A 26,851-nucleotide genomic window follows, 5' to 3' on the forward strand; every position below is an offset into this window, starting at 1 on the left:
AAAAGTGTGGCTAAAGCTACTTTGCGGTTTGCGACGATGAAATATCACGCATTGGCCAAGCAATTATAAGCCAGGCAATAATCAAAACGGCGCCACCCATGAATACCGAAAGGTTTCCGAACAGTTGCATCATTAGTCCACCAAGCGCCGCCCCGGTAAATAATCCGACAGACTGAGTTGTGTTGTAGATACCCAATGCGGCTCCTTTTTCATCTTTGGCCCAACGCGATACCATTGAGGGCTGCAGGGCCTCGAGTAAATTAAATCCGACAAAGTAAATCAACAGTGCGCTGACAATGGCTGTTATGGAATGGGCTTGCAAAAAGATGATTTGTGCAATCAATAAGATGACAACGGCTGTAAGCAATACAAACCGTAATTTCTTTTTCTTTTCGCCATAAATAATCCCCGGCAACATCAGAAAGAATGAAACAACGACAACTGGAAAATAAACTTTCCAATGATCGTCTAATAGCAAGCCTGCTTCCACGAGTAAACGAGGAACAACAAGGAACATTGCCACTTGGGTAGCGTTTAGAACAAACACTCCCACATTAAGCCGAAATAATTCAGGTCTTAGAAAAATTTGCTTTAACGGCTGATGTTCACTCCGAATTTGCTTCGGAGGACTTGGCACCATAAGCCAAGCCACCAAAAACCCAATCAGTCCAAGTACTGCCAGTAATAAAAACATGCCATCGAGTCCAATGGCTCGATAAATCGGGGTAGCAATTACTAACGAGAGGGCAAAGGAGATGCCAATACTACCTCCCACAATTGCCATTGCTGCAGTTCTAACTTGCTCGCGGGTTAAATCCGCCACCCAAGCAGATACTGCAGCAGAGATTGCGCCTGCTCCCATCAGTCCTCGCCCGATCGCAATCCATAGCAAATCGTCTTGACTGGCTGCAATCAAGGAACCGGCAATAAACAAGCTTAATCCCCATAAAACCACGGGCTTACGACCCACCCGATCAGAGAGAATCCCCAAGGGAATATGAAAAAAGGCCTGAACAATATTAAAAATTCCCAGAGCCAGACCTACCCATAAGGCATTCTCTCCTCCGGGCAAATCCCTGGCATGTAAGGAGAAGACGGGTAAAAGCAAGAATAGGCCCAGCATCCGCAAGCCAAAGATACCGGCGAGAGCAAGGGTTGAGCGCAGTTCGGAAGAGTTCATGGGAAAAGGCTATATTAACAAGTTACGCTAAAAAATCATGAATAACGAAATCAAAATCCGTGGGGCTCGTACCCACAACCTAAAAAATATCAATCTCGATATCCCGCGTGAGAAGCTCGTGGTGTTGACCGGCTTATCCGGTTCTGGCAAAAGCTCTTTGGCCTTTGATACGCTCTACGCGGAAGGGCAACGGCGCTATGTTGAATCGCTCTCAGCGTACGCTCGCCAATTTCTACAGTTGATGGAAAAGCCCGATGTCGATGTGATTGAGGGCTTATCGCCTGCGATCTCCATCGAGCAGAAGGCAACTAGCCATAACCCGCGCTCAACGGTTGGTACTGTCACAGAGATTCATGATTATTTGCGTCTACTGTTTGCGCGTGCAGGCACCCCCTACTGCCCGGACCATGACCTTGCCCTTGAAGCCCAAAGTGTTTCGCAAATGGTTGATACCGTGATGGCAATGCCGCTTGATGCCAAGCTGATGATCTTAGCCCCAGTAGTCAGTGAGCGCAAAGGTGAGTTTGTTGACTTATTCGAAAATCTCCAAGCACAAGGATTTGTCCGCTTTCGCATTCGTTCGGGTGGTGGCACGAGTAACGCAGCTAAAGCCGAGATCGTCGAAGCCGATCATCTACCGCAACTGAAAAAAAATGATAAACACTCCATTGAAGTGGTGGTTGATCGAATTCGTGTCAAGGAGGATATTCAGCAACGACTTGCTGAATCGTTTGAAACCGCCCTGCGACTTGCTGATGGCAAGGCGATGGTGGTGAATATGGACTCGGGGGAAGAAACTATTTTCTCCAGCAAATTTGCATGCCCCATATGCTCCTACTCATTGCAAGAACTTGAGCCCCGCCTGTTTTCCTTTAACAACCCGATGGGCGCCTGCCCCAGTTGCGATGGACTCGGTCACATCTCTTTCTTTGATCCCAAACGAGTAGTGGTACATCCCGATCTATCTTTGGCTGCAGGAGCAATCAAAGGGTGGGACCGTCGTAACCAGTTTTATTTCAAGCTTTTACAAACCTTATCAAAGTTTGGCGGCTTTGATCTTGAAAAGCCCTTTGAAAAATTACCCAAAAAAGCCCAAGACTTAATCCTTTATGGGTCTGGAGACGCAAGCATCCCATTTGAGTACCTCAATGAAAAAGGTCGCTCCGTAGTACGCGAGCATCCGTTTGAAGGAATTTTGGCGAATTTTGAGCGGCGCTATCGAGAAACCGACTCAGGAGCGGTTCGTGAAGAATTAGCTCGTTATCAAAATATTCGGGCGTGCCCTGAATGCAATGGCACCCGTTTACGCAAGGAGGCCCGCTTTGTCAAAGTAGGCGATGGTCAGCAAGCCCGCGCCATTTATGAGATCAGCGCCTTGCCCCTGCGTGAAGCCCAAGACTATTTCAACAGCATTCAATTAAAGGGCGCCAAACGAGAAATTGCTGACAAAATCATTAAGGAGATCGCATCTCGTTTACGCTTTTTGAATGATGTGGGCTTGGATTATCTATCCTTAGAACGTAGTGCCGATACGCTTTCTGGTGGCGAGGCACAACGAATACGGCTTGCTTCGCAAATTGGCTCTGGACTAACCGGTGTGATGTATGTACTCGATGAACCATCGATTGGCTTGCATCAGCGTGATAACGATCGTTTAATTGCAACCCTAAAACACCTTCGCGATCTTGGTAATAGCGTTTTGGTCGTAGAGCATGACGAGGACATGATTCGGGCCTCAGACTATGTGATTGATATAGGCCCTGGTGCGGGCGTGCATGGCGGAAAGATTGTTGCGACTGGAACTCCTAGCGAAGTCGAGCAAAATTCTGCTTCACTAACCGGTGCCTACCTGTCTGGTCAGGAAAAAATTGCGGTTCCCCAAAAACGCACAGAACATGATGGACGCTTTCTAAGCATTATTGGTGCGAGTGGTAATAATCTTCAAAGTGTTGATGCACATATTCCTGTGGGCTTATTGACTTGCGTTACTGGCGTATCCGGATCTGGTAAATCGACTTTGATTAATGACACCTTGCATCATGCAGTTGCACAACATCTTTATGGCTCGAGCGCTGAACCAGCAGAGCATGATCACATCGACGGTATTGAACACTTCGACAAAGTGATCAATGTGGATCAATCGCCGATTGGCCGCACACCACGCTCCAATCCTGCAACCTATACTGGTTTATTCACTCCGATTCGAGAACTCTTTGCGGGAGTTCCAGCCGCTCGTGAACGCGGTTATGAGGCAGGTCGATTCTCTTTTAATGTCAAAGGTGGCCGCTGCGAAACCTGTGAGGGCGATGGCGTCCTCAAGGTCGAAATGCATTTCTTACCGGATGTGTATGTGCCCTGCGATGTATGTCATGGCAAACGCTACAACCGTGAGACTTTAGATATTCGCTACAAAGGCAAAAACATTCATGAGGTCTTATCGATGACGGTAGAACAAGCTCATGAATTCTTCGAAGCGGTCCCGGTTGTGAAACGTAAACTTAAAACCTTACTTGATGTTGGCTTAGGGTATGTCTGTCTTGGTCAAAGCGCCACCACTCTCTCGGGCGGAGAAGCGCAACGCGTCAAACTCTCGCTAGAGCTCTCAAAACGGGATACGGGACGGACCCTTTATATCCTTGATGAGCCAACAACGGGTTTGCATTTTCATGACATCAAACTATTACTTGAGGTCATTCATACTCTTAAAAAACAGGGAAATACTGTAGTCATCATTGAGCACAATCTGGATGTGATTAAAACGGCAGACTGGTTAATTGATCTTGGGCCCAATGGAGGCGCTGGTGGTGGTCAAATCATTGCAACTGGAACCCCCGAAGAAGTCGCAAATCACCCCGTTAGCTTCACAGGCAAATATTTAAAGCCTCTTTTAAAAAAGCAGGTTAATTCAAGCCCAATCAAGAAAAAGGATCTCGAGAAGCTTGGTCTTTAAATCCAGCAATGGGGCAGTCGGCATATACTTATCCCCATGAATGCAAAGAACCAACGCGCTCTAGAATTAGCTTGCGCCACCCTTGAATTAGAAGCGGATGCGATTCGCAAAATGCGCGACCGCTTGGCTCAAGGGGGACAATCGGCCTTGCTACTTTCGGTTGATCTTCTAGAACAATGCCGCGGTCGGATCGTTGTCTCTGGAATTGGTAAATCAGGTCACATTGCGCGTAAGGTAGCCGCTACCTTTGCATCAACAGGCTCTCCTGCATTTTTTGTGCATCCCGCCGAGGCAAGTCATGGAGATTTAGGTATGGTTACTCGTGAGGATGTATTCGTAGCGATTTCAAACTCTGGTGAAACCGAAGAATTGCTAACGATTGTTCCGATCATCAAAAGAACTGGCGCAAAGTTAATTGCATTAACGGGTGATCCCAATTCCTCACTTGCCAAATTAGCGGATGCGCATCTTGACATTAGCGTTGATAAGGAAGCGTGCCCACTCAATATGGCGCCAACTACCAGTACAACGGCAGCCTTAGCAATGGGTGATGCATTGGCTGTTTCCCTTTTAGATGCTCGCGGCTTTAAAGCTGAAGACTTTTTGCGGTCCCACCCCGGTGGAAGGCTGGGCCGAAAACTGATTGCCCATGTCTCAGAAGTCATGCGTGATCTCTCAAGCACCCCCAAAATTAATGAGAAGGCAACCTTTGCAGAAGCACTCACTGAAATGAGTCGCCAAAAAATGGGCTTAGTCGTGATTGTGAATGACGCCAATCAGGTGTTGGGTATTTTGACCGATGGCGATTTGCGACGGCTTATGGAAAAAGAGGTGAGCATGAGCTCCATCAGTTTGGTGGATGCCATGACCCCCAATCCAAGAACAATCCCGCCCGATTTAATCGCTGAAGAAGCGATTGGAATGATGGAGCAACATCGGATTAATCACTTAATCGTGGCCGATCCCAAAAAACACTTACTAGGGGCCCTCAACTTACACGACCTATTTGCAGCCAAGGTAATTTGATCGATGGCACCAACTCTTCAGACACACACAACAAACCCATTAACGCACTACCCCCAGGCTTTAGAACGGGCGGCTCAAATTCGCTTCTTGGTACTTGATGTCGATGGCGTTCTAACCAACGGTCAGGTTTTTTTCGGGCCAGACGGTAGAGAATTGGTCAAGGGGTTTGATATTCAAGATGGGTTGGGTATCAAACTGCTCCAAAGTATTGGGGTTGAATGTGCTGTCATTACTGGTCGCCACTCCAAAATGGTCCTTGGACGTTGTGATGAACTCGGGATTGCACATGTTTTTACTGGCGTTCAAGATAAAAAATCAGCGCTTGATGACTTACAAAAAAAAGTTACATGCAATCCTGCCATCGACCTAGCGGTCATGGGGGATGACTGGCCCGATCTGGCGATCATGCAGTCTGCAGCATTGCGCATTGCTCCGGCTCAGGCACATGAGGCTGTTCGTCAAATTGCGCACTACGTTACACGCGCCAAGGGTGGCTTTGGTGCTGTTCGTGAAGCATGCGATTTGATCCTTAAAGCCCAGGATCAATACGATTCACTATTAACCAAAGCTAAAGGCTGAGTAAATCCTTTATGCGACTTTCTCGATACATCATTTATCTGTGGGTCGTTCGGGGTTTACTTCGCATACTGCCCTTTTTATTGATGGGCACCCTTACCATGGCGACTTTCTGGCTAGTCAAACGTAGCACTCCACCAGAGTCACTCGCGCTTGCGCGCGTTCCTCAACACGTACCTGATTACATTCTCAAAAATGCATCCCTATCCAATCTCAATGAACAAGGACAGACAAAATACCGCGTTCTAGGGAAAAAATTGACTCACTACGAAGATGATGCATCAATTGATTTAGAACGGCCCCGGATTCGCATTTTTCAAGATCAAGGTGCGCCAGTTACGGTCCGTGCCGATCGCGGCCATGTTGATGGTGATTTAACGATTTTGGATCTATACGAAAATAGTGAAATATTTCGACCGGCTCAAGAAGCGATTGGAGATCGTAAGGCTGCCCCCCAATTACTTGCGCGGTCAAGCTACTTTCAGGTTTTAATCAATGATGATATTGTTCGAACCGATAAGCCGTTAGAGCTTCAACAGGGAATGTCAATCATGAATTCAAGTGGTGGCGGAACATTTAATAATGTCGATCACAGTGCTAGCCTCAAAGGCCAAGTTCGTGGACGAATTGAGCCGAGTGAGCAAAAGGGGCGCAATTGAGAGTTCTCATTTTTATTCTTGCTCTGAGTGCGCTGCCACTATCTGCCCAAGCAAATCAGACCGATCGGGACAAACCGCTCATTATTAATGCCGATCAAGTTGATTTTGATGATGTAAAACAAAAATACACTCTAACTGGCGATGTTCTTTTAATTCGTGGCAGCATGGTTGGTACTGGTGAGCGTGGCTTTATCCTAGTGACACCAGAGGGTTATCAAATGATTGATCTAAATGGCAAGTCCAATTTGCCAGCATCAATGCGCCAACGTCGCGAAACCTTACAAGATGAGTTTATGCAAGGCATCGCTAAAGATATTCTTTATGATGATCAAAAGGAAAAGCTCTTGCTCATTGGAAATGCCACTGTCAAGCGTCTCCTTAATATGCAAATGCTCGATCAACTCCAAGGCTGGCAAATTGAATACGAAGATGTCAAAGAAAGCTATAAGATCAAACCGCAAAAATTGGATTTAAATCGCCCCCCGGAATCAAGAGCGATCCTGTCACCCAGAAAGAAAGTTGTTATCAAATAAGATGGCTTCTGCATCTCCTTCAGTTCTTCAGGCGGTATCGCTTCAAAAACGCTATGGCTCACGCACCGTTGTTCGCGATGTGAGTATTGAAGTATCGAGTGGTGAGGTAGTTGGTTTATTGGGCCCAAATGGTGCTGGTAAAACAACCTCGTTTTATATGATCGTTGGCTTAGTTCCTCTCGATGGTGGTGATATACGCTTAAATCAGAAAAAAATTAGCCATCTCCCCATCCATCAGCGTGCCCGAATGGGCCTATCCTACTTACCTCAAGAGGCCTCTGTTTTTCGTAAACTAAACGTGGCAGAAAATATACAAGCGGTACTAGAGCTTCAAGAAACCAATGGCAAGCCGCTAAGCAAAAAGCAAATCCAGGATCGTTTAGATGAACTGCTGGGTGAATTACAAATTAGTCACTTACGCAACAATCCGGCTCTTTCCCTATCCGGTGGAGAAAGGCGACGGGTTGAAATTGCAAGAGCGCTCGCCTCTTCCCCTAAATTTATTCTGCTCGATGAGCCATTTGCTGGCGTCGACCCAATTGCCGTAGGCGAGATTCAACGGATTGTCCGCTTTCTAAGAGACCGCCAAATCGGGGTCCTAATTACCGATCACAATGTGCGAGAAACCCTTGGTATTTGCGACCACGCTTACATCATTAGCGAAGGTAGTGTCCTGGCTGCAGGTAAGCCCGATGAGATTATCCAAAATGATGCAGTTCGAAGGGTTTATTTGGGTGAAAATTTCCGCATGTAAGCTATTGCTTTTGTTGGTAAAAAACTTTACAAAAAATACTGCGCAGCAATAAATCGTACTTTCACATAAGGTTTTTATTGAATTGATTGGTTTTAAATCAAATCGCTGATAACCTAATTAAAAATCATCAAGTAAACAGTCAATTTTTTAATCCTCTTTTTTTAAAGGACTCCTACCTTCACTTAAAACCTTTTTTATCTTCATTATTTTGAATAAATCATCTTTGTAGCTTTTCACTATGGAGGTTTGTAATGAATTTACGCATCAACAGCCGTCATCTCGAAGTTACTCCAGGCATCCGCGATCACTTAGAAAATCGTCTTGAACGAATTCGAAAGCATTTTGATCATGTGATTGATGCCTCAGCATTTCTTATGGTTGATAAAGCGAAAGAAAAGGGGCTCAGACAAACGGCTGAATTAACACTGCATCTGAAGGGTAAAGAATTATTTGCTCAGGCCCACCATGAGGATTTGTATCATGCAATGGATGCGGTTATCGACAAACTGGATCGACAAGTCATCAAGCACAAAGAACGAATTCAGGACCATCATCACGATAAACATCTGCAATAACGTTTAGTGTATTGACCCCTATAATCAGGGGTCATGAACGTACTTAGTCGCCTATTCACTACTGACAGCATTCATTTGAATGCACAAGCGTCTAGTAAGACGCAAGCATTCGAAATTGCTTGTCAGTATTTCGCGACTAAACTACAAATTCCATCCGATACCCTCTTAAGTTTCCTAAGCGCCCGAGAGGCCCTAGGGTCAACCGGTCTAGGATTTGGGGTGGCCATCCCCCACGGGAGAATTAAGGGTCTACAAGAGCCCTGTGCGGCTGTCTTTAAGCTTCTGACCCCAATTGAGTTTGGATCCCCAGACGGCAAACCTGTTTCGCTTCTTATTTTTCTCCTAGTCCCTGAAAATGCAACCCAAGCGCATCTTGAAATCCTAGCGGTAATTGCCCAACTTCTCACCAATCCTCAATCACGTGACCAGTTGCAAAATGAGACCGATCCTGAGAAAGTAAGGGACTTGATTTGCGATTGGGAGGCTTTGCAATGAGCCAGCAACTTTTACTTGAAGATGTCACAGCTCAACAAATCTTTGATGAAAATATCGGGGATTTAAAACTGTCTTGGATCAGCGGTCTAGAGGGCGCAGACCGAAAATTTAACGCAGATGCTGTGCGGTCTGCCGCAGCTTCTTCGGATTTGGTTGGTCACTTGAATATGATCCATCCAAGCCGAATACAGATCTTTGGGAACCAAGAGATTGATTACCACGCCAAACTACCAAGTGCTGAGCGCCAAACCCAAATCTCCGCCTTGATTGCTAGTAACCCGCCCTGCATCATTGTGGCCGATGGCTGTAATGCGGATGAGGAATTGCAACTTTATTGCCAACGCTCCTCCACACCCCTTTTTGCTACCAATACTTCTGCTGCGGAGGTCATTGATCACCTCCGGTTCTATTTAACTAAGATTGGGGCGCCTTGCATTACGATGCACGGGGTTTTTATGGATATCTTAGGTCTCGGTGTCTTAATTACTGGCGAATCCGGCTTAGGAAAGAGCGAATTAGGTCTTGAGCTAATTTCTCGGGGTCATGGTTTGGTGGCTGACGATGCCGTTGACTTTACTCGACTGGGACCCGATTACATTGAAGGTCGATGCCCAGAAATTTTGCGGGACTTGCTCGAAGTTCGGGGTCTTGGATTATTGGACATTCGGACAATATTTGGTGAGACAGCAGTCCGCCGCAAGTTGAAATTACGCTTAATTGTGCAATTGGTTCGTCGCAATGATGGCGAATTCGAACGCTTACCGATTGAGTCTCAGTTTGTTGAGGTTCTCGATATTCCGATTCGGACAGTAAAGATTCAGGTGGCTGCCGGACGAAACTTAGCAGTTCTTGTTGAAGCAGCTGTTCGCAATACGATTTTGCAACTGAGGGGCATTGATACGCTGAAGGACTTTATTGAGCGCCAACGCAATCAAATGAATCTTGAGAGCGAAAATAATAAATCCCAAGGCCGTCTCTTATAAGATGCGTATCCAACTCATTACGGGTATCTCTGGTTCTGGAAAATCAGTCGCATTACGCGCATTTGAGGATGCTGGATACGATTGCGTTGATAACTTACCGGTATCACTGATCGAACAATTGATTGAGACAATGGAAGGTGAGCGCTGTCAGTATATTGCGATTGCAATTGATGCTAGGCGCGGTGCGTCGATATCTGAGTTACCTGCACTTCTAAAAAAGCTACGTCATCAACATCAGGTTGATGTCTTATTTTTAAATGCGGACACGAATACCTTAGTTCAGCGTTTCTCAGAAACACGCCGCCGTCACCCACTTTCCCATCCCAATCAATCGAGCACCTTAATTGATGCGATTGAAAAAGAGCGGGAGTTGCTTGCTCCTTTGTCCAATGAAGCTCAACAAATTGACACTGGACACATTCCAGCCCACACCCTTCGACATTGGATTGCCGATCAATTAAAAGAGAGGCCTATTGGTTTGGCGCTGATATTTGAGTCATTTGCATTTAAAGGGGGTGTACCCAGTGAAGCAGATATTGTTTTTGATGTTCGTTGCCTCCCAAACCCCCATTACGAAGTAGCCTTACGCGATCAAAATGGTTTAGATCAAGCGGTTGCTGATTACTTATGTCAGTTTCCTGAAGTCTCACAAATGCTGACCGATATTGAGTCGCATATCCAAAAATGGTTACCGCATTATCTAAAAGATGGTCGCAGCTATCTCACCGTAGCAATTGGTTGCACAGGCGGACAGCATCGATCAGTCTATCTCGTCCATCAGTTGCAGCAATTTTTTTCTAAGGCAGCAATCAAAGACGTGTACGTCTTAGAGCGTCATCGTGAATTAGATTCTAAAAAGGTTCGTATTGGCTGAGGCAAGCCATACTCCATCAATCGACTAGTGCAAACCCAATTGAGTGAAGCGCCTGCGCATGGCCATTTCCGCTTGAGATGAATGACCCAAGGTTGCATTTGCAGACGACGATGACTAAAAACATGCTCGATTCTATGACTCTCTTCAATTAAAGCGATCGAGTCTATATCGTTTTTGGATAGATGGTTTGCAAGGCAAGTTTGATTCAGTAAGTCTTTGACATCAATCGATTTCGGGTGAATGATCTTTTCGGCTAAAGGCTCCCAAGGGGTCTCGATCAAAGAATAAAGACCACCCCAAATCGCTTTTACAGGTCGCTTCTCAAGCAACACCTCATCGTGATGACGAATCAAAAAGATGTGGGTTGTGAATATTGGGGATGGCTTTTTCTTCTTTTTTGCTGGAATGCGATTCACCAGACCAAGTTCATATGCTTTGCACTCACTCATCATTGGGCACGACCGGTCCTGACTTAGGCATTTGGCAGTCTTCGGAGTACACCAAGTAGCACCAAAGTCCATAAGCGCTTGTGTATATAGGGGCATTTGAGACTTTGACTTAGGAAGAATGGCGCCTGCATGCTCCCAAAGTAATTGCACAGTCTTGTTCCTTTGCTGATCACTGGTAATGCCAAAGAAACGACTAATCACTCGCTTAACATTGGCATCGAGGATTGGAGCACGCTCCTCAAATGCAAAGGCAGCAATCGCACCTGCCGTGGATCGGCCAATCCCAGGTAATGTCTCAAGCTCTTCGGCTGTATTGGGAAACTTCCCTGCATACTTTGCCATGACCTCTTGTGCACAGCGATGAAGATTGCGCGCACGCGAGTAGTACCCTAATCCACTCCACAAGGCCATGACTGCATCTAAATCTGCGATTGCCAGTGCTTTAACCGTTGGAAATTGACGCATAAAAAGTGGGTATCGCTCGATCACCGTGCTAACCTGGGTCTGTTGCAACATAATCTCCGAAACCCAAATTGCATATGGGTCTTTGTGACCTTGCCAGGGCAGACCTTGACGACCATATTGCTTTGACCAACGTATCAAAGCCTGGGAGAAACGAAATCCCATACCTATCGTTTTTGGCACTGAGGGCAATAGTAGGTCGAGCGCTGATTCTGGGTAATTTGCCGAATCGGTGTTTTACAGACCCGACAAGGTTCATTAGCTCGATCGTAAACTTTAGTTTGCATCATGAAGTAACCCGGTTCACCATGCGCATCCACAAAATCGCGCAGGCTACTTCCACCGGCTGCAATGGCTCTCTTTAAAATGGTTCGGACAGCATGGGCCAACCGCTCACATTGAGCTTTGGTTAACTTACCAGCGGATACGCCCGGGTGAATCCCCGCTTCAAACAAGGATTCCGAGCAATAAATGTTGCCGACGCCAACCACCGCTTGGCCAGCCAACAAAAACGCTTTTACTGAAATACTCCGCTTACGAGAATACTGATGTAAACGTGTCGCACCCAATTGCCCAGCAAACTCCTCGGCAAGCGGCTCCGGCCCTAATTTTTGAATTAGAGGGTGATGCAGTACATCGCCCTTGGTGGCTGGGTGCCATAAGACAGCGCCAAATTTTCGGGGGTCGTGGAGTCGTAAAGTAAGTTGATCGAAATGAATCACGACCCGATCGTGTGGCTTTAGGGGATCCTTGTGCGCTAGCACACGCAGTACCCCGGTCATACCCAAGTGAATGATCAAGTAGCCATTGGTCATTTTGAGTAATAAATACTTACCTCGGCGTTCGATCACATCAAGCCGTTGGCCCTTCAGAATTTTTGGCAAGCCCCTAGGAACAGGCCAACGCAGTCGCCCATCAATTACATCCACATGAGTGATCTGGCGCCCCTCTAGGTGTGGCTTGATTCCCAAGCGAGTGACTTCGACCTCTGGTAATTCTGGCATCGGTATATTGTAGTTTCGGGGATTAGAATGTGCTGATGGGTAACCGATTTACTTTCATTTTGGCAAAACTGCGTCTGAAGCATCTATTGCTTTGGGCTGCTTGGTGCTGCTCTTTGGGTTTTATCCCACTCACTTCAGCACAGACCAAAGGGGCCACGAGTGAGCAGGTGTTTGAAATACTTGCTTCTGAAATTGCTCTACAACGTGGTGAGGCTGGATTGGCCTATCAGACCTACTTAAGTCTGGCACGCCAAACCGCCGATCCCGCCTTAGCTCAACGCGCGATGGAGATTGCAATTGCAGCAAATGCGGCGGATCTTGCTTTAATCGCTGCACAAACTTGGGATCAATTATCAAAGCCTGGTCAAAGTAAGCCTAAAGAAGTATTGGTCACTCTGCTAATGCTCAATCAACGGTGGTCTGATGCTGTAGCACCAGCGATCGCCCTTCTAAAGGCACAAAGCCTTAAAGAGCGTGAACAAATTTTGCAACAGTGGCAGAGCTTATTGAGTCGGGCTCAAGATGAGGGTGCAGCTTTAAACGCGTATTACAGAATTGTTGCGGCCCTGGTTCCGCCCCCTACCAATCCACAAATTTTATATACCTATGCTCTAGCAGCCGAAAAGTCTGGTCAGTTTGAGGTGATGGAAAAAACGTTACGAACCATCATCGAGCGCAATCCAAATGATATTCAAGCACTCAATGCGCTTGGGTACTCCTTAGCCGACCGAAACATCCGACTTAAAAATGCCTATGAGCTTATCCTTAAAGCCCATAACCTAGATCCCAAAGATCCCTTTATTTTAGATAGTTTGGGTTGGGTTAATTTTCGCTTAGGCAATAAAGAACTTGCCTTAAAACAGCTTCAAGACGCATTTCGGATTAAACCTGAGGCAGATATTGCTGCCCATCTTGGCGAAGTGCTGTGGATCCTAAATCGCCCCATTGAAGCAGAGGAAGCTTGGCGACAAGGCGAGCTAATCGATGCGAATAATGCCACCCTCCTGGAGACCTTAAAGCGCCTAAAACCATCTTGGGCAATCTCCATGGATATCGTCGCCAGTCAATGGGATGGTCGTTTTGCAGTGAGAGCAAGTGATCGACCTACTAACAATAATCAAGGCGGATCGGGTAGCTTTACTCTCACCAAAAATGGCTTAAGCGACACCCTAGAAATTCGAGGGCCAATGGGCGGCGCAATTGCCAAAATTACAATTAACCCCGGTGAAGCGATCCTAGAACGGGATGGCAAAAAAGTGAGTGCCATTGATGCAGATACCTTAATTCAGAATACCTTAGGGTTACCACTTCCTGCGCGGGGTTTATCCAATTGGCTCAATGGACAATTACGTGCCGGCAGCCCGGCGCGACTTGAACGTGATAATCAGGGTCAAGTAAAGCGTATCTCCCAAGATGGATGGGATTTGGCCTACGTGTGGAATGAAAACAAGAAGATCGAGCGCCTCACCATGATCAGAAATACGAATACTGGCTCGATTGATGTGCGCTTAATTTTTGATCAAGTGAATGAGTAATCACCTCGAGCTTCTTGCTCCAGCCAAAATTAATTTATTTCTTCATGTAACTGGTCGACGTCCAAACGGATATCACGAACTTCAATCGGTGTTTCAGTTGGTAGATTGGTGTGATCGACTGTGTTTTAGTACGATCGATCGAAACACAATTATTCGACATGGCGGCAACCCAACTATTCCCCCTGAAAAAGATTTGGTAGTGCGTGCTGCCCAGTTACTGAAAAGCCACACGAACTATCCATACGGAGTTGAAATTCATCTTGAAAAAAACATTCCGATTGGGGCAGGCTTAGGTGGAGGATCATCCGATGCGGCCACCGTGTTGATTGCTTTGAACCAACTCTGGAACCTTCATCTCCCTAAAACTGAATTGAGTGAACTTGGATTGCAGTTAGGTGCCGATGTGCCATTCTTTTTATTTGGTCACAATGCATTTGTACAGGGAATTGGCGAGCAACTTGAATGCATTGATTTACCAAATCAAGAGTTCCTAATCATTTTTCCAGGACAGTCCGTGTCAACCCAAACCGTCTTTCAATCCGATCGATTGACCCGAAATCATGCTCCGATTACAATGATGGATTTTCTCGCAAATACTGGTGTTGTTGGGCAATTCACAAACGACCTACAACCAGTAGCTTGTGAGCTCTGCCCTGAAGTAAATCGAGCATTAAATTGGTTAGCTCAAACGCTCCCAGATGCTACTCGTCGAATGTCTGGATCGGGTAGTAGTGTGTTTGCCGTCCTACCAGAATCGATCAAGCGATACGATCTGGAACAAAAGATGCTCAATCTTCCCTCAGGGTGGGTGGGTCGGCTTGTTCGGGGACTAAAACAAAATCCCGCTTACAATTCGGTTTTATCAGTATGAGGCAGTAGGGGAGTCGCCAAGTTGGTCAAGGCACCGGATTTTGATTCCGGCATGCGAGGGTTCGAGTCCTTCCTCCCCTGCCACTGTTATGCTGGTTAACCAATACTAGTTAAGACCATGAACTCTGACGCGCTCACCATCTTCACTGGCAACGCCAATCCCACCCTTGCAGAGGCAGTTGCTAGCCAGATGCAATTACAGCTCGGAAAGGCCTTTGTTGGTCGGTTTTCCGATGGTGAGATCCAGGTTGAAATCCAGGAAAATGTTCGCGGCAAGAATGTCGTTGTAATCCAGTCGACCTGTGATCCCACCAACGACAACCTGATGGAACTCATGATCATGATTGATGCCCTTAAAAGGGCATCAGCCAACCGAATTACCGCTGTTATTCCCTACTTTGGCTATGCGCGCCAAGACCGCCGTCCACGCTCTGCACGGGTTGCGATTTCAGCCAGAATTGTTGCCAATATGCTGCAATCCGTTGCTGGCGTTGAACGCGTGCTCACCATGGACTTGCATGCAGACCAGATCCAAGGATTTTTTGATATCCCAGTCGATAATATCTATGCATCTCCCGTTCTTTTAGGGGATCTACGAGCAAAAAATCAGCCCGATCTCACGGTAGTATCCCCAGACATTGGCGGTGTGGTGCGCGCTAGAGCCTTTGCTAAGCAATTAAGCTGTGATTTGGCAATTATTGATAAACGTAGACCAAAGCCCAACGTCTCTGAAGTAATGCATTTAATTGGTGAGGTGGAAAACCGCCACTGCGTCATCATGGACGACATTATTGACACAGGCGGCACCCTGTGTAAGGCGGCTGAGGTTCTTAAAGAACGCGGCGCTAAGAGCGTTACAGCCTATTGCACCCACCCAGTTCTGTCCGGTGGTGCTGCCGCCCGTATTGCAGAATCTGAAATTGATGAGTTAGTGGTTACTGACACAATTCCACTAAATCAAGATACAAAATCAGTCAATAAAATCAGGCAGTTAAGTGTTGCCCCTCTCCTCGCAGAGACCATTTTGCGAATCACCAAAGGCGATTCTGTCATGTCGCTTTTTGCTGAATAGCTACGTAAGCAACTGATTCCTACCGAATTTTTACTCTTTCAAGCTATAATTTAAGGCTTTCCGTTTGGTCGCGGACGGAAATTAACCCTTAATTTGGAGTCATCATGAAAGTAGTTGCATTTGAACGTAGCGTACAGGGCACTGGTGCGAGCCGCCGCCTGCGCAATTCTGGGAAAACCCCCGGAATTATCTATGGCGGAAAGCAAGAATCTCCCTGCGCAATCGAGTTAGACCACAACGCTTTATTTCACGCTTTGCGTAAAGAGGCTTTCCACTCATCCATTTTGGATATCGAATTAAACGGTAAATCACAAAAAGCCTTATTGCGTGATTACCAGATGCATCCATTTAAACCATTGGTTTTGCACGTTGATTTCCAACGCGTATCCGCCACTGAGAAAATTCATATGCGCGTTCCCCTGCACTTCAAGGGCGCCGAAGAATCAGAGGCAGTCAAGTTTGGTGGCGCAGTTGTCAGCCACGTTGCCAATGAAATCGAAATCACATGTTTACCAGGCGATCTTCCTGAATTCTTGGAAGTTGATCTTAGCAAAATCGTTGTCGGCCAATCGATTCATGCCAAAGAAGTTACTCTGCCCAAAGGCGTGAGCTTAGTTCTTCATGTAGAGCAAGAAAATCCGGTGATTGCGAATGCTCGTATACCAGCCGTTAAAGCGGAACCCGAACCAGCCGCAGCCGAAGCTGCACCAGCTGCTGAGGCCGCCGCTCCAGCTGCTGAGAAAGAAGCAAAAAGCTAAATTGTTTTACTCCCAGAAAAACCCGCTTCATGCGGGTTTTTTATTGCCCAATTGAAGTCGTTTATAGTTGGATCACCTAGCTTCAATCTACTGATAAAAATGATTCGTTTAATTGTTGGACTTGGAAATCCTGGATCAAAGCATGAGGCCGATCGTCATAATGCAGGATTTTGGTTTGTCGACCGTCTTGCGGCTCAATGCAAACAATCTCTTCAAGCTGAAAAGCGATTTAATGGACGAGTCGCAAAAATCCAAATTAAGGGTCATGATATTTACTTACTAGAGCCAGATACCTTCATGAATCTTAGCGGTGAAGCGGTGGGTCCCTTGTGTCGCTTTCATAAGATCGGGGCCAAGGAAGTTCTGGTAGTTCATGATGAGCTCGACCTCAAACCTGGAACAGCTCGTCTTAAGCAAGGCGGGGGTAATGGCGGTCATAACGGCCTTAAAGATATCCAACAGCATTTATCAAGCCCTCAATTTTGGCGGCTTCGTTTTGGGATTGGTCACCCACGCGATCTACCCGGAAATCTAGCAAAAATGGATGTTGCCGACTACGTACTGAAAAAACCAAGTTCAGAAGAGCAAGATAAGTTGGATGCAGCCATCACGAAGGCAATTGGTATTCTGCCCCTCCTTCTTGAGGGAAATACGCAAGATGCCATGCAGATTCTGCACGGCCCAAATTAAATGATTTAGTTTGCCTGTTTGAGGTTGCTCAAGAGTTTATATTTTTCGAGTAATTGCTCTTGCGTTTCGGAATAATTAGGATTAAGTGGAATGCAATCGACTGGGCATACCTGACGGCATTGCGGGGCATCAAAATGCCCAACGCACTCGGTGCATTTATTGGGATCGATTTCATAAATCTCAATCCCCATATAAATCGCATCGTTTGGGCATTCTGGTTCACAGACATCGCAATTAATGCATTCGTCTGTAATCATTAATGCCATATTAATGTCCCCATAAGAGTGATCAGAATAGCTTAAGTGGATTTAATTTGCGCATTCTTCTTGTGCAACCATTTTTCCACTGAGGGAAAAACAAACTTACTCACATCGCCGCCCATGAGTGCAATTTCACGGACAAACGTACCAGAAATGAATTGATACTGATCCGATGGGGTCAAGAATAAAGTCTCCACATCTGGCAGTAAGTACCGATTCATACCGGCCATTTGAAACTCATACTCAAAATCCGATACAGCACGCAAGCCACGAACAATCACGCGAGCAGAATGCTCTCGAGCAAAGTCTTTCAATAACCCAGAAAATCCGGCAATCTCAACATTTGGGTAATGACTCAACACCTCTTTGGCGATTTCAATGCGTTCTTCGAGTGTAAAGATAGGACGCTTATTTTTACTATCGGCCACACCAACAATCAGCTTGGTGAAAATACTCGAAGCACGCCGAACCAAATCCTCATGGCCGCGGGTAAATGGATCAAAGGTTCCTGGATAGACAGCAACGGTCATGAAGACCCCCTTATTAGTAGAGATAAACAGGAGTTTAGCTCGAACTGCGGCGAAACAATACCGCTTTTACTTGAGCCGTTTCCATCGATTTAATCAGGGTCCAATTAGGCAATAAGGTGCTCAACTCCCTTAGATTGAAGTCATTAGGGCATTCAATATAAATTCCGCCCCGCCCTTGGTCGTCGCATACACGGCCTGCTTCTTGTGCTGCACTAAGCAGCAAGTTTGGCTTATTAAATGGGGGGTCCAAAAAAATCAACTGAACCGACCGATCATCAGCACGCTGTAAATAAGAAATCCCATCTCCAAGAATGATTTTTACTTCCCCATGAATTGGATAAGAATTAAGAAGCTGGTGCTGCATCAATAGCTGGTTATGGATTCGTTTATCTTTTTCAATTATTACTACCTCATCAACCGATCGAGAAGCAGTCTCAAAACCCAAAGCACCAGAACCAGCAAATACGTCAATCGCTTTTAGGCCACTAAGGTCAGGGCCCAACCAATTAAATAGTGTTTCACGAACCCGATCAGAGCTAGGGCGCAAATCCTGTTGATCTAGAACCTGAATCTGCCGGCTACGCCATACACCGCCAATAATCCGAATTCGATGGCTAAGTGCCAATTATGGTGCGCTCCCAACAAGAACACTGATCATTCTGCGCATATCTAAATGACGTTTGAATGCATTGCGTACATCGTCTTTTTTTACGGCCGCAACGTGTTGTGTCCAAATATCGAGGGTATTAAGTGGCAACTGATTCCAGGTAATTGCCGAAAGGTTATCAAGTAATTTACGATTACTATCGAGTCGCAGTGGATAGCCATTGATTAAATTTGCTTTTGCAGCCGCTAATTCTGCTTCGCTTGGGCCATCTTCAATAAAGCGTGCAACCGTTTCTTGCAACACTTTTAGGGCTTGATCCGCTTGATCATTACGGGTTTGCAAACCCGCCTCAAACGTTCCAGTATCACGCCCAGGCTGAAAATAACTAAACACGCTATAGGCAAATCCACGCTTATCCCGAACCTCACCAACCAAGCGAGATACAAAACCGCCACCGCCTAATACATAATTTCCAACGAGCAGCGGGAAATAGTCAGGGTTATCGCGCGGGATGGCAGTCATGCCCATTGCAATGTGGGTTTGTTGGGTTTGAAAAGGAATACGTATTACACGCTGCGATTCAGGTTCAATCAGTGAGCGCTCTAATGGTGGCAAAACAGGAATGGTTGGTCCCTTCGCGGGTAGTGCCCCGATAATTTGCTCCGCAATTTGTTTTGCTCCGGCGTGATCAATGTTCCCTACCAGGTTTACGATCACTCGATCTTGGCGATAGAAGTCTTGATGAAATCGCTTGAGGTCGCCCTCCTGTATCGCTGCAATCGATTCAATACTCGGAGATCGTGCTAAGGGGTAATTTCCAAATATTGCTTGGCGAAACCGTTTTTGAAGCACCACTTCTGGTTTTGTATCGCCCTCCTGTATTGCTGAGCTAACGCGTTGCTTTTCACGTATCAAAATCGATTGATCAAAGATGGGTTTGGAAACACTAGCCACCAATAGTTGAAGTAATGGGTTAAATAATTCCGGCTTACTCAATGACCGGGCACGCACGATGGTTCTTTCACCCGAGGCTGACGCACTAATACTAGCCCCCAACTCTGCAATCGCATCGGCTTGTTGAGCCTCATTTAGAGTGCCGCTCTGCCATGAAATTCCGCGGGTTAGCATTGCAGCAGTCAGTGCTGCTAAGCCACTTTGATTTTTTGGGTCATATCGGCTTCCAGCATCGATACTAATTTCAATATCGATCATGGGTAAAGCATTGGTCTGGATCAAATACGCTTTCGTACCATTGCTCAACGAAATCTCTTGGATTGGTAATACTGCGTAGGCCTGAGCTGCCAACAGCATGCCAATCGAGCTAACCAAGGCTTTGCAGATGATATGAATACGATGCATAGTCTTCCCTTTTAATGACGCAAACTACCTGACATGCCACGCGGCTTTGCAAGCATTGAACGCGGCTGGGGATCTAGGGTCACGATGGTTAAACCATCGTTAATAAAATATGTCTTAATTGCCTGTTGGATTTGATTGGATTGAATCAACTGAATTCGCTCAATCATGCGATCTAAATCACGCCAGGAGACGCCGGCCATTTCTGAGCTTCCAATCTCCATGGCTTGAGCAAAAATGGAGTCGCGTTTATAGATTTGTGAAGCAAGCAACTGTGCCTTTATGCGCTTTAGCTCGGCCTCAGTTACCCCTTGGTTTGCAATATCTTGCAAGGTCTGCAAAATGCCCTTTTCCAAATTCTGAACCGTTTGACCCTTAGCCGCCGTTGCACCAATCTCAAATAGCTCTGGTCCGCGACTAGTTAGTTCATAGCTTGCCCCGGCACTATTTGCAAGACGTTGATTACGAACTAACTCTCGATTTAATCGCGAGTTATCGTGACCACTTAGAACGGCAGACAAAACGAGCAAGGCATAAGGATCTACTTCATCCATTTTTTTTGGATCCAGTTTGGGAACTTTCCATGCCATCATGATTTGTGGACTCTCAGCAGGCGCCTTCAAAACTGCGCGTTTTTCCCCTTTTTGTTCAGGCTCCACCTGTGGCTTACGCTCTGGCAGTTTTTTTGCCTGAATTGGTCCATAGTACTTTTCAACCAATGCTTTCACTGCCAGTGGATTAACATCGCCTGCTACAACAACCACTGCATTATTGGGTGCATACCAGTCGCGATACCATTGCCGCGCATCAGCGGGCTTCATATTCTGTAAATCACTCATCCAACCAATAATGGGGTGGCGATAGGGGGAGCTAATAAATGCGGTTGCCATCAGTAATTCGCGCATCAAACTCGTTGGGTTATCCTCAGTTCGTAAGCGTCGCTCCTCCATGACTACTTGCAGCTCTCGCCCGAACTCCTCATCAGAAAATTGAACATTAGCCATCCGATCGGCTTCAAGCCTCATCACCTCTTCCAGCTTTGATTTCTCAATCTGCTGAAAATATCCTGTGAAATCTCGGGCTGTAAATGCATTCTCGCGTCCACCGACTGCAGCAACCATCCGTGAGAACTCACCTGATTTCACCTTTTTAGTTCCCTTAAACATCATGTGTTCAAGAACATGGGCAACGCCTGTTTTACCATTCACCTCATCCATCGATCCTGCGCGATACCACACCATATGAACGACTGTGGGTGCACGATGATCTTCACGAACGATCAAACGCAAACCGTTCTTGAGTTGATACTCATGCGTATCCGTTTGGACAGAAAATGCATTCCCTGAAACGAGGAAACAGAGAGCAGCTAAGGCACTCAATGCCCTGGCCATAGTTCTTGCTGCTGGATTGCTAAACTGTAACTTCGCTATCATGGTTGCATGGTTTGACTAGTTAAGATGACTCTTTTGGATTGTATCGACAATGTTTGGTTTGCGTAAAACACTTAGTTCACTTTTTACTCGTCACCGTGTTGATGAGGCCTGGTTTGACCATTTAGAAGAATTACTAATTAAAGCCGATGTCGGGGTTGCGACATCGACATTCCTAATCACTAGTCTACGCAAATCTGCAAAAGAACATGCCATTACAAATTCTGAGGATTTAAAAGCCGATCTTGTAAGTGAACTAAGCCATCACTTGAGCGACTTGGAGTCCCCTGAAAACCCCCTAAATCCCTCTGCGATCCATGCAAAGCCTGAAGTTTGGCTGATCGTAGGGGTCAATGGTGCTGGCAAAACCACATCCATTGGAAAACTATGCCACCACTTCCAAGCTCAAGGAAAATCGGTACTGCTTGCTGCCGGTGATACATTCCGAGCAGCGGCTCGCAATCAACTCAAAGAATGGGGTGAGCGCAATCAAGTTCAAGTGCTTAGTCAAGAAAGCGGTGATGCGGGCGCTATTGCACATGATGCAATCCAGGCTGCGCTATCAAGGCAAGTGGATATCGTATTAATTGATACGGCTGGTCGACTGGCCACTCAGACTAACCTCATGGAAGAATTAAAGAAGGTTAAGCGAGTCATTTCGAAGTTGATTCCGGATGCCCCACATCAAATGGTGTTGGTCCTTGATGGAAATACAGGACAAAATGGAATTGCCCAGGTTTTGGCCTTTCGGAACGCGATAGGACTGCACGGTTTAATCGTTACTAAATTAGATGGCACCGCTAAGGGCGGGGTAATTTGTGCGCTTCGCAATGAATTAGAAAACGCCCCCAAAAACCAGGGTCCTAAAACCTATGTCTACGCCCTTGGCAAGGGTGAGCAATTAGGTGATTTGGAGCCCTTTTCAGCCCAAGCCTATGCTAAAGAGCTCGTAGAATAGTTATATAAATCAAGTATTTATAGTTTATTATCGTAATTAGCACTCTATTGACATGAGTGCTAAAATGTAGCAATCTAAACTCAAATTAATCAATTCAATGATGACTTTGAAAACTATGACGAATACACAAAAAATGGGTACCTCTAGCATCGCACTTGCAATGCCGGCACTACCTGCTCTTGGGGTCGGCACGATTGATGCGTACTTAGCACACATTAACCGCTTGCCGATGTTAAGTGCTGCCCAGGAATATACCTTGGCGCAAGAATATCGCCGCTCTGAAAATTTAGATGCTGCACGTCAGTTGGTTTTATCGCACTTACGACTTGTGGCATCAGTTGCTCGCCAATACCTTGGTTATGGTATTCCACATGCCGACCTCATCCAGGAAGGTAACATTGGTCTAATGAAAGCGGTTAAGCGCTATGATCCCAATCAAGGGGTGCGACTCGTTTCTTACGCAATTCATTGGATCAAAGCAGAAATCCATGAGTACATCTTAAAAAACTGGCGCTTAGTCAAGGTGGCAACCACCAAAGCTCAGCGTAAGCTTTTTTTCAACCTACGAAGCAATAAACTGTCGGCCAATGCCTTGAGCAATGATGAAATTGAGTCATTGGCAAAAGCGCTTGATGTTCGTGGTGCCGATGTAAAAGAAATGGAAATTCGTCTTGCGGGGGGTGATATCTCAATCGAGGGCGATAGCGATGATGAAGAAAGCTTTGCTCCCATTCAATGGCTTACTGATGAGAGTCAAGAGCCAACTGCTGTTCTTGAGCAAAATGAAACGTATTCTTTGCAAGGCCCAAAACTGATGCAAGCACTTCATGCCTTAGATGAGCGAAGTCGTGCCATCGTTGAAAGCCGTTGGTTAGCAGTTAATGCTGAGGGGCAGGGTGGTAAAACTTTGCATGATCTTGCCAAGGAGTATGGTATCTCCGCTGAACGTGTCCGTCAAATTGAGGTTGCAGCTTTTAAAAAGCTGCGTACCCTCCTAAAAGACGAAAATCTCACGCTCCACTAAAACTTATTGAAGCAGTATCTTTAAGTCATGGGCAATGGGTTGTGCACCCTGCCCATGCTTAATGTATAGGCGTAAATTACCGCTAGGATCAAAAACATAACTCCCGGCTGTGTGATCCATCGTATAGTTTTTAGAGTTGCTACCAGGAACCTTGTTGTAATACATCTTAAAATCCTTTGCGAGCTTAGCGAGAGCCTCATCATTGGCAGGGCGTAAGCCTATAAATCGAGGATCAAATGCGGGGGGATATTGCGCCATTAACTCTGCAGTATCTCGTTGGGGATCAACGGTAATAAAGATTACTTGCACCCGATCGGATAAGGGACCTAAGGCTTTCATGACCTCTTGCATTTCAATCAATGTCGCTGGGCAAACATCTGGGCAGTGGGTGTAGCCAAAGAAAATCAATGCCGCTTTGCCTTTGAAATCAGCCATTGTTTTCACCTGACCGTTTGGATCCAAAAGCTCAAAATTAGAGCCAAATGATTTGCTGCCGGTAATATCAACGTTCTTAAAGCTAGGCTTTGAACAAGCAGCTAATAAAAATACGGCAAATAAAAGAACAATTTTTTTCATGGGCTATAAGTAATGGTCAATCAAGATAGCAGCAAACAAAAGCGCCAAATAACTAATGGAATACTTAAATGTCTTGCGGGCTAATTGGTCGCTATAGTCTTTGTATAGACGAATGGCATAGATCACAAAAATACCGCTAAGTATCAGAGCACAAATTAAATAAAACAAGCCACTCATTCCGTAGACATAAGGAAGAATCGATGCCGCTAATAAAATTAACGTATAGAGCAAGATATTCAGTAAGGTAAAACGCTCACCATGGGTTACTGGCAGCATTGGTAAGCCTGCTTGAACGTAATCTTCACGGCGATACAGTGCCAATGCCCAAAAATGCGGCGGTGTCCACACAAAAATAATTAAGACCAATAACCATGCCTCCGCTGATAGTTGATTGGTAACCGCAACCCAACCTAAAGCCGGCGGCATGGCACCAGAGAGCCCGCCTATCACAATATTTTGAGGTGTTGCTGGCTTTAAGAACCAGGTATAAATGACAGCGTAGCCAACAAATGTTGCAAAGGTAAGCCACATCGTTAGTGGATTGGTATAAATCCACAAAACTGCCATACCCGCAGCCCCCAAGATGCAAGAGAAAATAATAATTTGCCACGGGGTAATCTCGCCGGTTGCAGAAGGGCGCCATGCGGTGCGGCGCATTTTGGCATCAACCGCTTGTTCAATCAAACAGTTCACTGCAAATGCTGCGCCTGCTAGCAACCAAATACCAATCGAGCCGCCAATGAGGACCGACCAAGAAACCATCCCCGGCGTCGCCAAAAACATACCAATAATTGCGCAAAACACAGCAAGCTGAGTAACTCTTGGCTTTGTTAGCACCCAATACTGTCTCCAGCGAGGCATCGGAGGGCGGACAAAATCAGTATTGCTCACACAGACCCTTGTTGTAACGATTTGCCGGATAAAAAATAACTGTTACTCCATGCACTCAAACGCACTAAGCAAAATAAGATAGCTGCGGCACCGCCGGTATGCAATAGCGCGGCAACTAATGGCCATTGAAATACGACATTAGATATACCGGTTGCAATTTGCAATGCCAATAATGCGATGATTGCTTTACCCCAAAATTGAACCTTAGACTCTGGGTAACGAACTGCTTTTACAGCGACGTATAACAAAACTGCCGAAGCAATAATTGCACCAACGCGATGGGTCCAATGTATGGTAACCAATGCTGCCATTGGGATAATTCCACCTGATTTAGCCTCACCTAAGTCGCGCCATAAGAAAAATGCATTTTGCCAATCCATGTTGGGATACCAAGCACCCATACAGGTTGGGAAATCAGGACAAGCCAAAACGGCATAGTTAGTACTAACCCATGCTCCTAGAAAAATTTGTCCAAAGAGGGCTAAGATGGCAATGAGTACAAGTCCGCCAGATAGGCTTGAGATCGTTTTGGAATCATTTAAATTATGTAGATCATTGCGCTGTGCGAACCACACCATGCTGGCAAATAACACCAAAGCCAGAATCAGATGCATGCTCACAATCATTGGCTGAAGTTTCAGGGTGACTGTCCAAGCCCCAAATGCGCCTTGCAAGCACACCAATACCAGCAAAAACAAACTACCCCTAATTGCTAAAGAGCGTCTTGGGTTTGGCTGCTTAAATGCCGCAATTACTTGGATGATGATTAAAAAACCAACACTCATCGCTAAATAGCGATGAATCATTTCAACCCAGGCTTTAAATACTGTCACCGGGCCCGTTGGCATTGCAGCCTCCGCCGCACGTATCTCTTCAATTGCACGAAAAGGATTGGATGTACCATAGCAACCTGGCCAATCCGGACATCCCAGACCCGAATCACTCAAGCGGGTAAACGCACCAAACAAAATGAGATCAAAGGTCAAAAATACGATGGTCCAGTTGAGCTTTTGAAATAAGCCCATTCCTTTTTTAAAATAAAGAAATGCCAATGGTAAGCCAGCAATTAGGAAGGCAATTCCAGCAAGCTCCAAGACCATCAGAGCCGTTTCAGACATCATATCTTCTCACCCTTACGATTTAACTTTAGAAGACGCTCAATATCTTTACGGATCTTCACAAAGTCATTCGAGCTAGTTTTGTCTGGAAAGACCATCATCTTCTCGCCACTTGGATCGATTAGAGCAATTCCTTGGCCTAGATTTTGAGTGTTCATCCATGCTTGCCAAGCTGCTTCTTTTTTAGGATCCGGAGCAGGAATAATGTAAAACCCTGCATTCTCTTGATCGTAGGCTTTCTGAATATCGACTTCAACAGGTCCACGATCACTCACAACCCAAACTAATTGCAAACGATTTTTATGTTTACCTAGCGCCAACCGAACCTGACGCATCAAATACAAAACCTCAACGCACGCATCGTTACCTTTTTTACATTCACTCGCAGGCCTTGCCACCATGAGGGTCCACTTACCATTGAATGGAATTTCAAACCAAGTTGGATTAATTGGCTGTGGGGGTACAACCAAAGTGCCATAGTTAGTTTTTCCACCTTCAGGCTTAAAAACGTAATAGGCTAAATACGATGCGATGACTGGGGCTGCACATGCTAATAAAACCAATATCATCTGAATCCGACCGCGACGGGTTCGGGCATCCAGTGCTTTTTTATCAAGCTGACTTGCTGGAATTAATAAATCTTGATCACTCACCGT

At 45.9% G+C, this 26,851-nt stretch carries 29 protein-coding genes and 1 tRNA gene; 18 read left to right on the top strand and 12 right to left on the bottom strand.

Annotation, left to right across the window (positions count from 1 at the left end):
* Positions 1–16: 16 nt before the first annotated feature.
* A complete protein-coding gene (locus tag QUE65_RS09570) occupies positions 17–1,180 on the bottom strand; it encodes an MFS transporter (RefSeq protein WP_286280881.1) in 1,164 nt (387 codons plus the stop codon).
* A gap of 37 nt (positions 1,181–1,217) precedes the next feature.
* Here QUE65_RS09570 and uvrA point away from each other — a divergent pair, with 37 nt between their 5' ends.
* The 10 genes from uvrA (at position 1,218) to rapZ (ending at position 10,605) form a co-directional block, all read left to right on the top strand.
* The gene (gene uvrA, locus QUE65_RS09575) at positions 1,218–4,130 is read left to right on the top strand and encodes an excinuclease ABC subunit UvrA (RefSeq protein ID WP_286280882.1); all 2,913 of its coding nucleotides are present in this window, start codon (positions 1,218–1,220) and stop codon (positions 4,128–4,130) included.
* 36 nt (positions 4,131–4,166) lie between these two features.
* A complete protein-coding gene (locus QUE65_RS09580) occupies positions 4,167–5,156 on the top strand; it encodes a KpsF/GutQ family sugar-phosphate isomerase (RefSeq protein ID WP_286280883.1) in 990 nt (329 codons plus the stop codon).
* 3 nt (positions 5,157–5,159) lie between these two features.
* Positions 5,160–5,735, top strand: coding sequence for a KdsC family phosphatase (locus tag QUE65_RS09585; protein WP_286280884.1), 576 nt, complete (start codon positions 5,160–5,162; stop codon positions 5,733–5,735).
* A gap of 11 nt (positions 5,736–5,746) precedes the next feature.
* Complete coding sequence (lptC, locus tag QUE65_RS09590; RefSeq protein WP_286280885.1) at positions 5,747–6,391, top strand: LPS export ABC transporter periplasmic protein LptC; 645 nt, start codon at positions 5,747–5,749, stop codon at positions 6,389–6,391.
* Entirely contained in the window at positions 6,388–6,924 is a 537-nt protein-coding gene (locus QUE65_RS09595; protein WP_286280886.1) for an LptA/OstA family protein, read from the top strand. Before lptC ends, QUE65_RS09595 begins: the two co-directional genes overlap by 4 nt.
* A 1-nt stretch (position 6,925) precedes the next feature.
* Entirely contained in the window at positions 6,926–7,678 is a 753-nt protein-coding gene (lptB, locus tag QUE65_RS09600) for an LPS export ABC transporter ATP-binding protein (protein WP_286280887.1), read from the top strand.
* A gap of 251 nt (positions 7,679–7,929) precedes the next feature.
* Positions 7,930–8,253: a ribosome hibernation-promoting factor, HPF/YfiA family gene (gene hpf, locus QUE65_RS09605; protein WP_286280888.1), complete on the top strand. Its 324-nt coding sequence runs from the start codon at positions 7,930–7,932 to the stop codon at positions 8,251–8,253.
* 33 nt (positions 8,254–8,286) lie between these two features.
* Entirely contained in the window at positions 8,287–8,748 is a 462-nt protein-coding gene (locus QUE65_RS09610) for a PTS sugar transporter subunit IIA (RefSeq protein WP_286280889.1), read from the top strand.
* The gene (hprK, locus tag QUE65_RS09615; RefSeq protein ID WP_286280890.1) at positions 8,745–9,731 is read left to right on the top strand and encodes an HPr(Ser) kinase/phosphatase; all 987 of its coding nucleotides are present in this window, start codon (positions 8,745–8,747) and stop codon (positions 9,729–9,731) included. The genes QUE65_RS09610 and hprK overlap by 4 nt, the downstream gene beginning before the upstream one ends.
* Position 9,732: 1 nt before the next feature.
* Positions 9,733–10,605, top strand: coding sequence for an RNase adapter RapZ (gene rapZ, locus QUE65_RS09620; protein WP_286280891.1), 873 nt, complete (start codon positions 9,733–9,735; stop codon positions 10,603–10,605).
* On the opposite strand, the gene mutY is transcribed toward rapZ, so the two are convergent.
* On the bottom strand, positions 10,566–11,681 hold the full coding sequence (gene mutY / locus QUE65_RS09625; RefSeq protein ID WP_286280892.1) for an A/G-specific adenine glycosylase: 1,116 nt from the start codon (positions 11,679–11,681) through the stop codon (positions 10,566–10,568). The two genes, rapZ and mutY, sit on opposite strands and share 40 nt — an antisense overlap.
* Positions 11,682–11,683: 2 nt before the next feature.
* Positions 11,684–12,520: a bifunctional DNA-formamidopyrimidine glycosylase/DNA-(apurinic or apyrimidinic site) lyase gene (mutM, locus tag QUE65_RS09630; RefSeq protein ID WP_286280893.1), complete on the bottom strand. Its 837-nt coding sequence runs from the start codon at positions 12,518–12,520 to the stop codon at positions 11,684–11,686.
* Between the two features lie 35 nt (positions 12,521–12,555).
* On the opposite strand from mutM, the gene QUE65_RS09635 reads away from it, so the two are divergent.
* The 6 genes from QUE65_RS09635 (at position 12,556) to pth (ending at position 17,445) form a co-directional block, all read left to right on the top strand.
* Entirely contained in the window at positions 12,556–14,055 is a 1,500-nt protein-coding gene (locus QUE65_RS09635; protein WP_286280894.1) for a lipoprotein insertase outer membrane protein LolB, read from the top strand.
* Complete coding sequence (gene ispE / locus QUE65_RS09640) at positions 14,048–14,926, top strand: 4-(cytidine 5'-diphospho)-2-C-methyl-D-erythritol kinase (RefSeq protein ID WP_286280895.1); 879 nt, start codon at positions 14,048–14,050, stop codon at positions 14,924–14,926. Before QUE65_RS09635 ends, ispE begins: the two co-directional genes overlap by 8 nt.
* 6 nt (positions 14,927–14,932) lie before the next feature.
* Positions 14,933–15,009, top strand: a tRNA-Gln gene (locus QUE65_RS09645).
* 34 nt (positions 15,010–15,043) lie between these two features.
* The gene (locus QUE65_RS09650) at positions 15,044–15,997 is read left to right on the top strand and encodes a ribose-phosphate pyrophosphokinase (protein ID WP_215370380.1); all 954 of its coding nucleotides are present in this window, start codon (positions 15,044–15,046) and stop codon (positions 15,995–15,997) included.
* A 104-nt stretch (positions 15,998–16,101) separates the two neighbouring features.
* On the top strand, positions 16,102–16,755 hold the full coding sequence (locus QUE65_RS09655) for a 50S ribosomal protein L25/general stress protein Ctc (protein WP_286280896.1): 654 nt from the start codon (positions 16,102–16,104) through the stop codon (positions 16,753–16,755).
* Between the two features lie 99 nt (positions 16,756–16,854).
* Complete coding sequence (pth, locus tag QUE65_RS09660) at positions 16,855–17,445, top strand: aminoacyl-tRNA hydrolase (protein ID WP_286280897.1); 591 nt, start codon at positions 16,855–16,857, stop codon at positions 17,443–17,445.
* Positions 17,446–17,450: 5 nt separating this feature from the next.
* Here the strand turns inward: pth and QUE65_RS09665 are convergent, their stop codons facing one another.
* From QUE65_RS09665 to QUE65_RS09685, 5 genes are read right to left on the bottom strand one after another with little or no spacing between them, the layout of a single operon-like run.
* On the bottom strand, positions 17,451–17,711 hold the full coding sequence (locus QUE65_RS09665) for a YfhL family 4Fe-4S dicluster ferredoxin (protein ID WP_286280898.1): 261 nt from the start codon (positions 17,709–17,711) through the stop codon (positions 17,451–17,453).
* A 32-nt stretch (positions 17,712–17,743) separates the two neighbouring features.
* Positions 17,744–18,235: a pantetheine-phosphate adenylyltransferase gene (gene coaD / locus QUE65_RS09670; protein ID WP_215370392.1), complete on the bottom strand. Its 492-nt coding sequence runs from the start codon at positions 18,233–18,235 to the stop codon at positions 17,744–17,746.
* A gap of 34 nt (positions 18,236–18,269) precedes the next feature.
* Positions 18,270–18,860 (bottom strand): 16S rRNA (guanine(966)-N(2))-methyltransferase RsmD, encoded by a 591-nt coding sequence (rsmD, locus tag QUE65_RS09675; protein ID WP_286280899.1) that lies wholly within the window; start codon positions 18,858–18,860, stop codon positions 18,270–18,272.
* Positions 18,861–20,201 (bottom strand): M16 family metallopeptidase, encoded by a 1,341-nt coding sequence (locus QUE65_RS09680; RefSeq protein ID WP_286280900.1) that lies wholly within the window; start codon positions 20,199–20,201, stop codon positions 18,861–18,863.
* An 11-nt stretch (positions 20,202–20,212) separates the two neighbouring features.
* The gene (locus QUE65_RS09685) at positions 20,213–21,631 is read right to left on the bottom strand and encodes a M16 family metallopeptidase (protein WP_286280901.1); all 1,419 of its coding nucleotides are present in this window, start codon (positions 21,629–21,631) and stop codon (positions 20,213–20,215) included.
* Between the two features lie 49 nt (positions 21,632–21,680).
* On the opposite strand from QUE65_RS09685, the gene ftsY reads away from it, so the two are divergent.
* Together ftsY and rpoH are read left to right on the top strand one after the other, a co-directional pair.
* On the top strand, positions 21,681–22,586 hold the full coding sequence (ftsY, locus tag QUE65_RS09690) for a signal recognition particle-docking protein FtsY (RefSeq protein ID WP_286280904.1): 906 nt from the start codon (positions 21,681–21,683) through the stop codon (positions 22,584–22,586).
* Positions 22,587–22,719: 133 nt separating this feature from the next.
* Positions 22,720–23,610: an RNA polymerase sigma factor RpoH gene (rpoH, locus tag QUE65_RS09695; protein ID WP_286280906.1), complete on the top strand. Its 891-nt coding sequence runs from the start codon at positions 22,720–22,722 to the stop codon at positions 23,608–23,610.
* A 3-nt stretch (positions 23,611–23,613) separates the two neighbouring features.
* Here rpoH and QUE65_RS09700 read toward each other — a convergent pair whose 3' ends face one another.
* From QUE65_RS09700 to QUE65_RS09715, 4 genes are read right to left on the bottom strand one after another with little or no spacing between them, the layout of a single operon-like run.
* A complete protein-coding gene (locus QUE65_RS09700) occupies positions 23,614–24,186 on the bottom strand; it encodes an SCO family protein (protein ID WP_286280908.1) in 573 nt (190 codons plus the stop codon).
* A gap of 3 nt (positions 24,187–24,189) precedes the next feature.
* Positions 24,190–25,047, bottom strand: coding sequence for a heme o synthase (gene cyoE / locus QUE65_RS09705; protein WP_215372703.1), 858 nt, complete (start codon positions 25,045–25,047; stop codon positions 24,190–24,192).
* 26 nt (positions 25,048–25,073) lie between these two features.
* Complete coding sequence (locus QUE65_RS09710; protein WP_286280910.1) at positions 25,074–26,198, bottom strand: COX15/CtaA family protein; 1,125 nt, start codon at positions 26,196–26,198, stop codon at positions 25,074–25,076.
* On the bottom strand, positions 26,195–26,848 hold the full coding sequence (locus tag QUE65_RS09715; RefSeq protein ID WP_286280911.1) for a hypothetical protein: 654 nt from the start codon (positions 26,846–26,848) through the stop codon (positions 26,195–26,197). Before QUE65_RS09715 ends, QUE65_RS09710 begins: the two co-directional genes overlap by 4 nt.
* Positions 26,849–26,851 lie beyond the last annotated feature (3 nt).

It is taken from the genome of Polynucleobacter sp. HIN8 (genome assembly GCF_030297615.1).
In the GTDB taxonomy this organism is placed as follows: Bacteria; Pseudomonadota; Gammaproteobacteria; order Burkholderiales; family Burkholderiaceae; genus Polynucleobacter.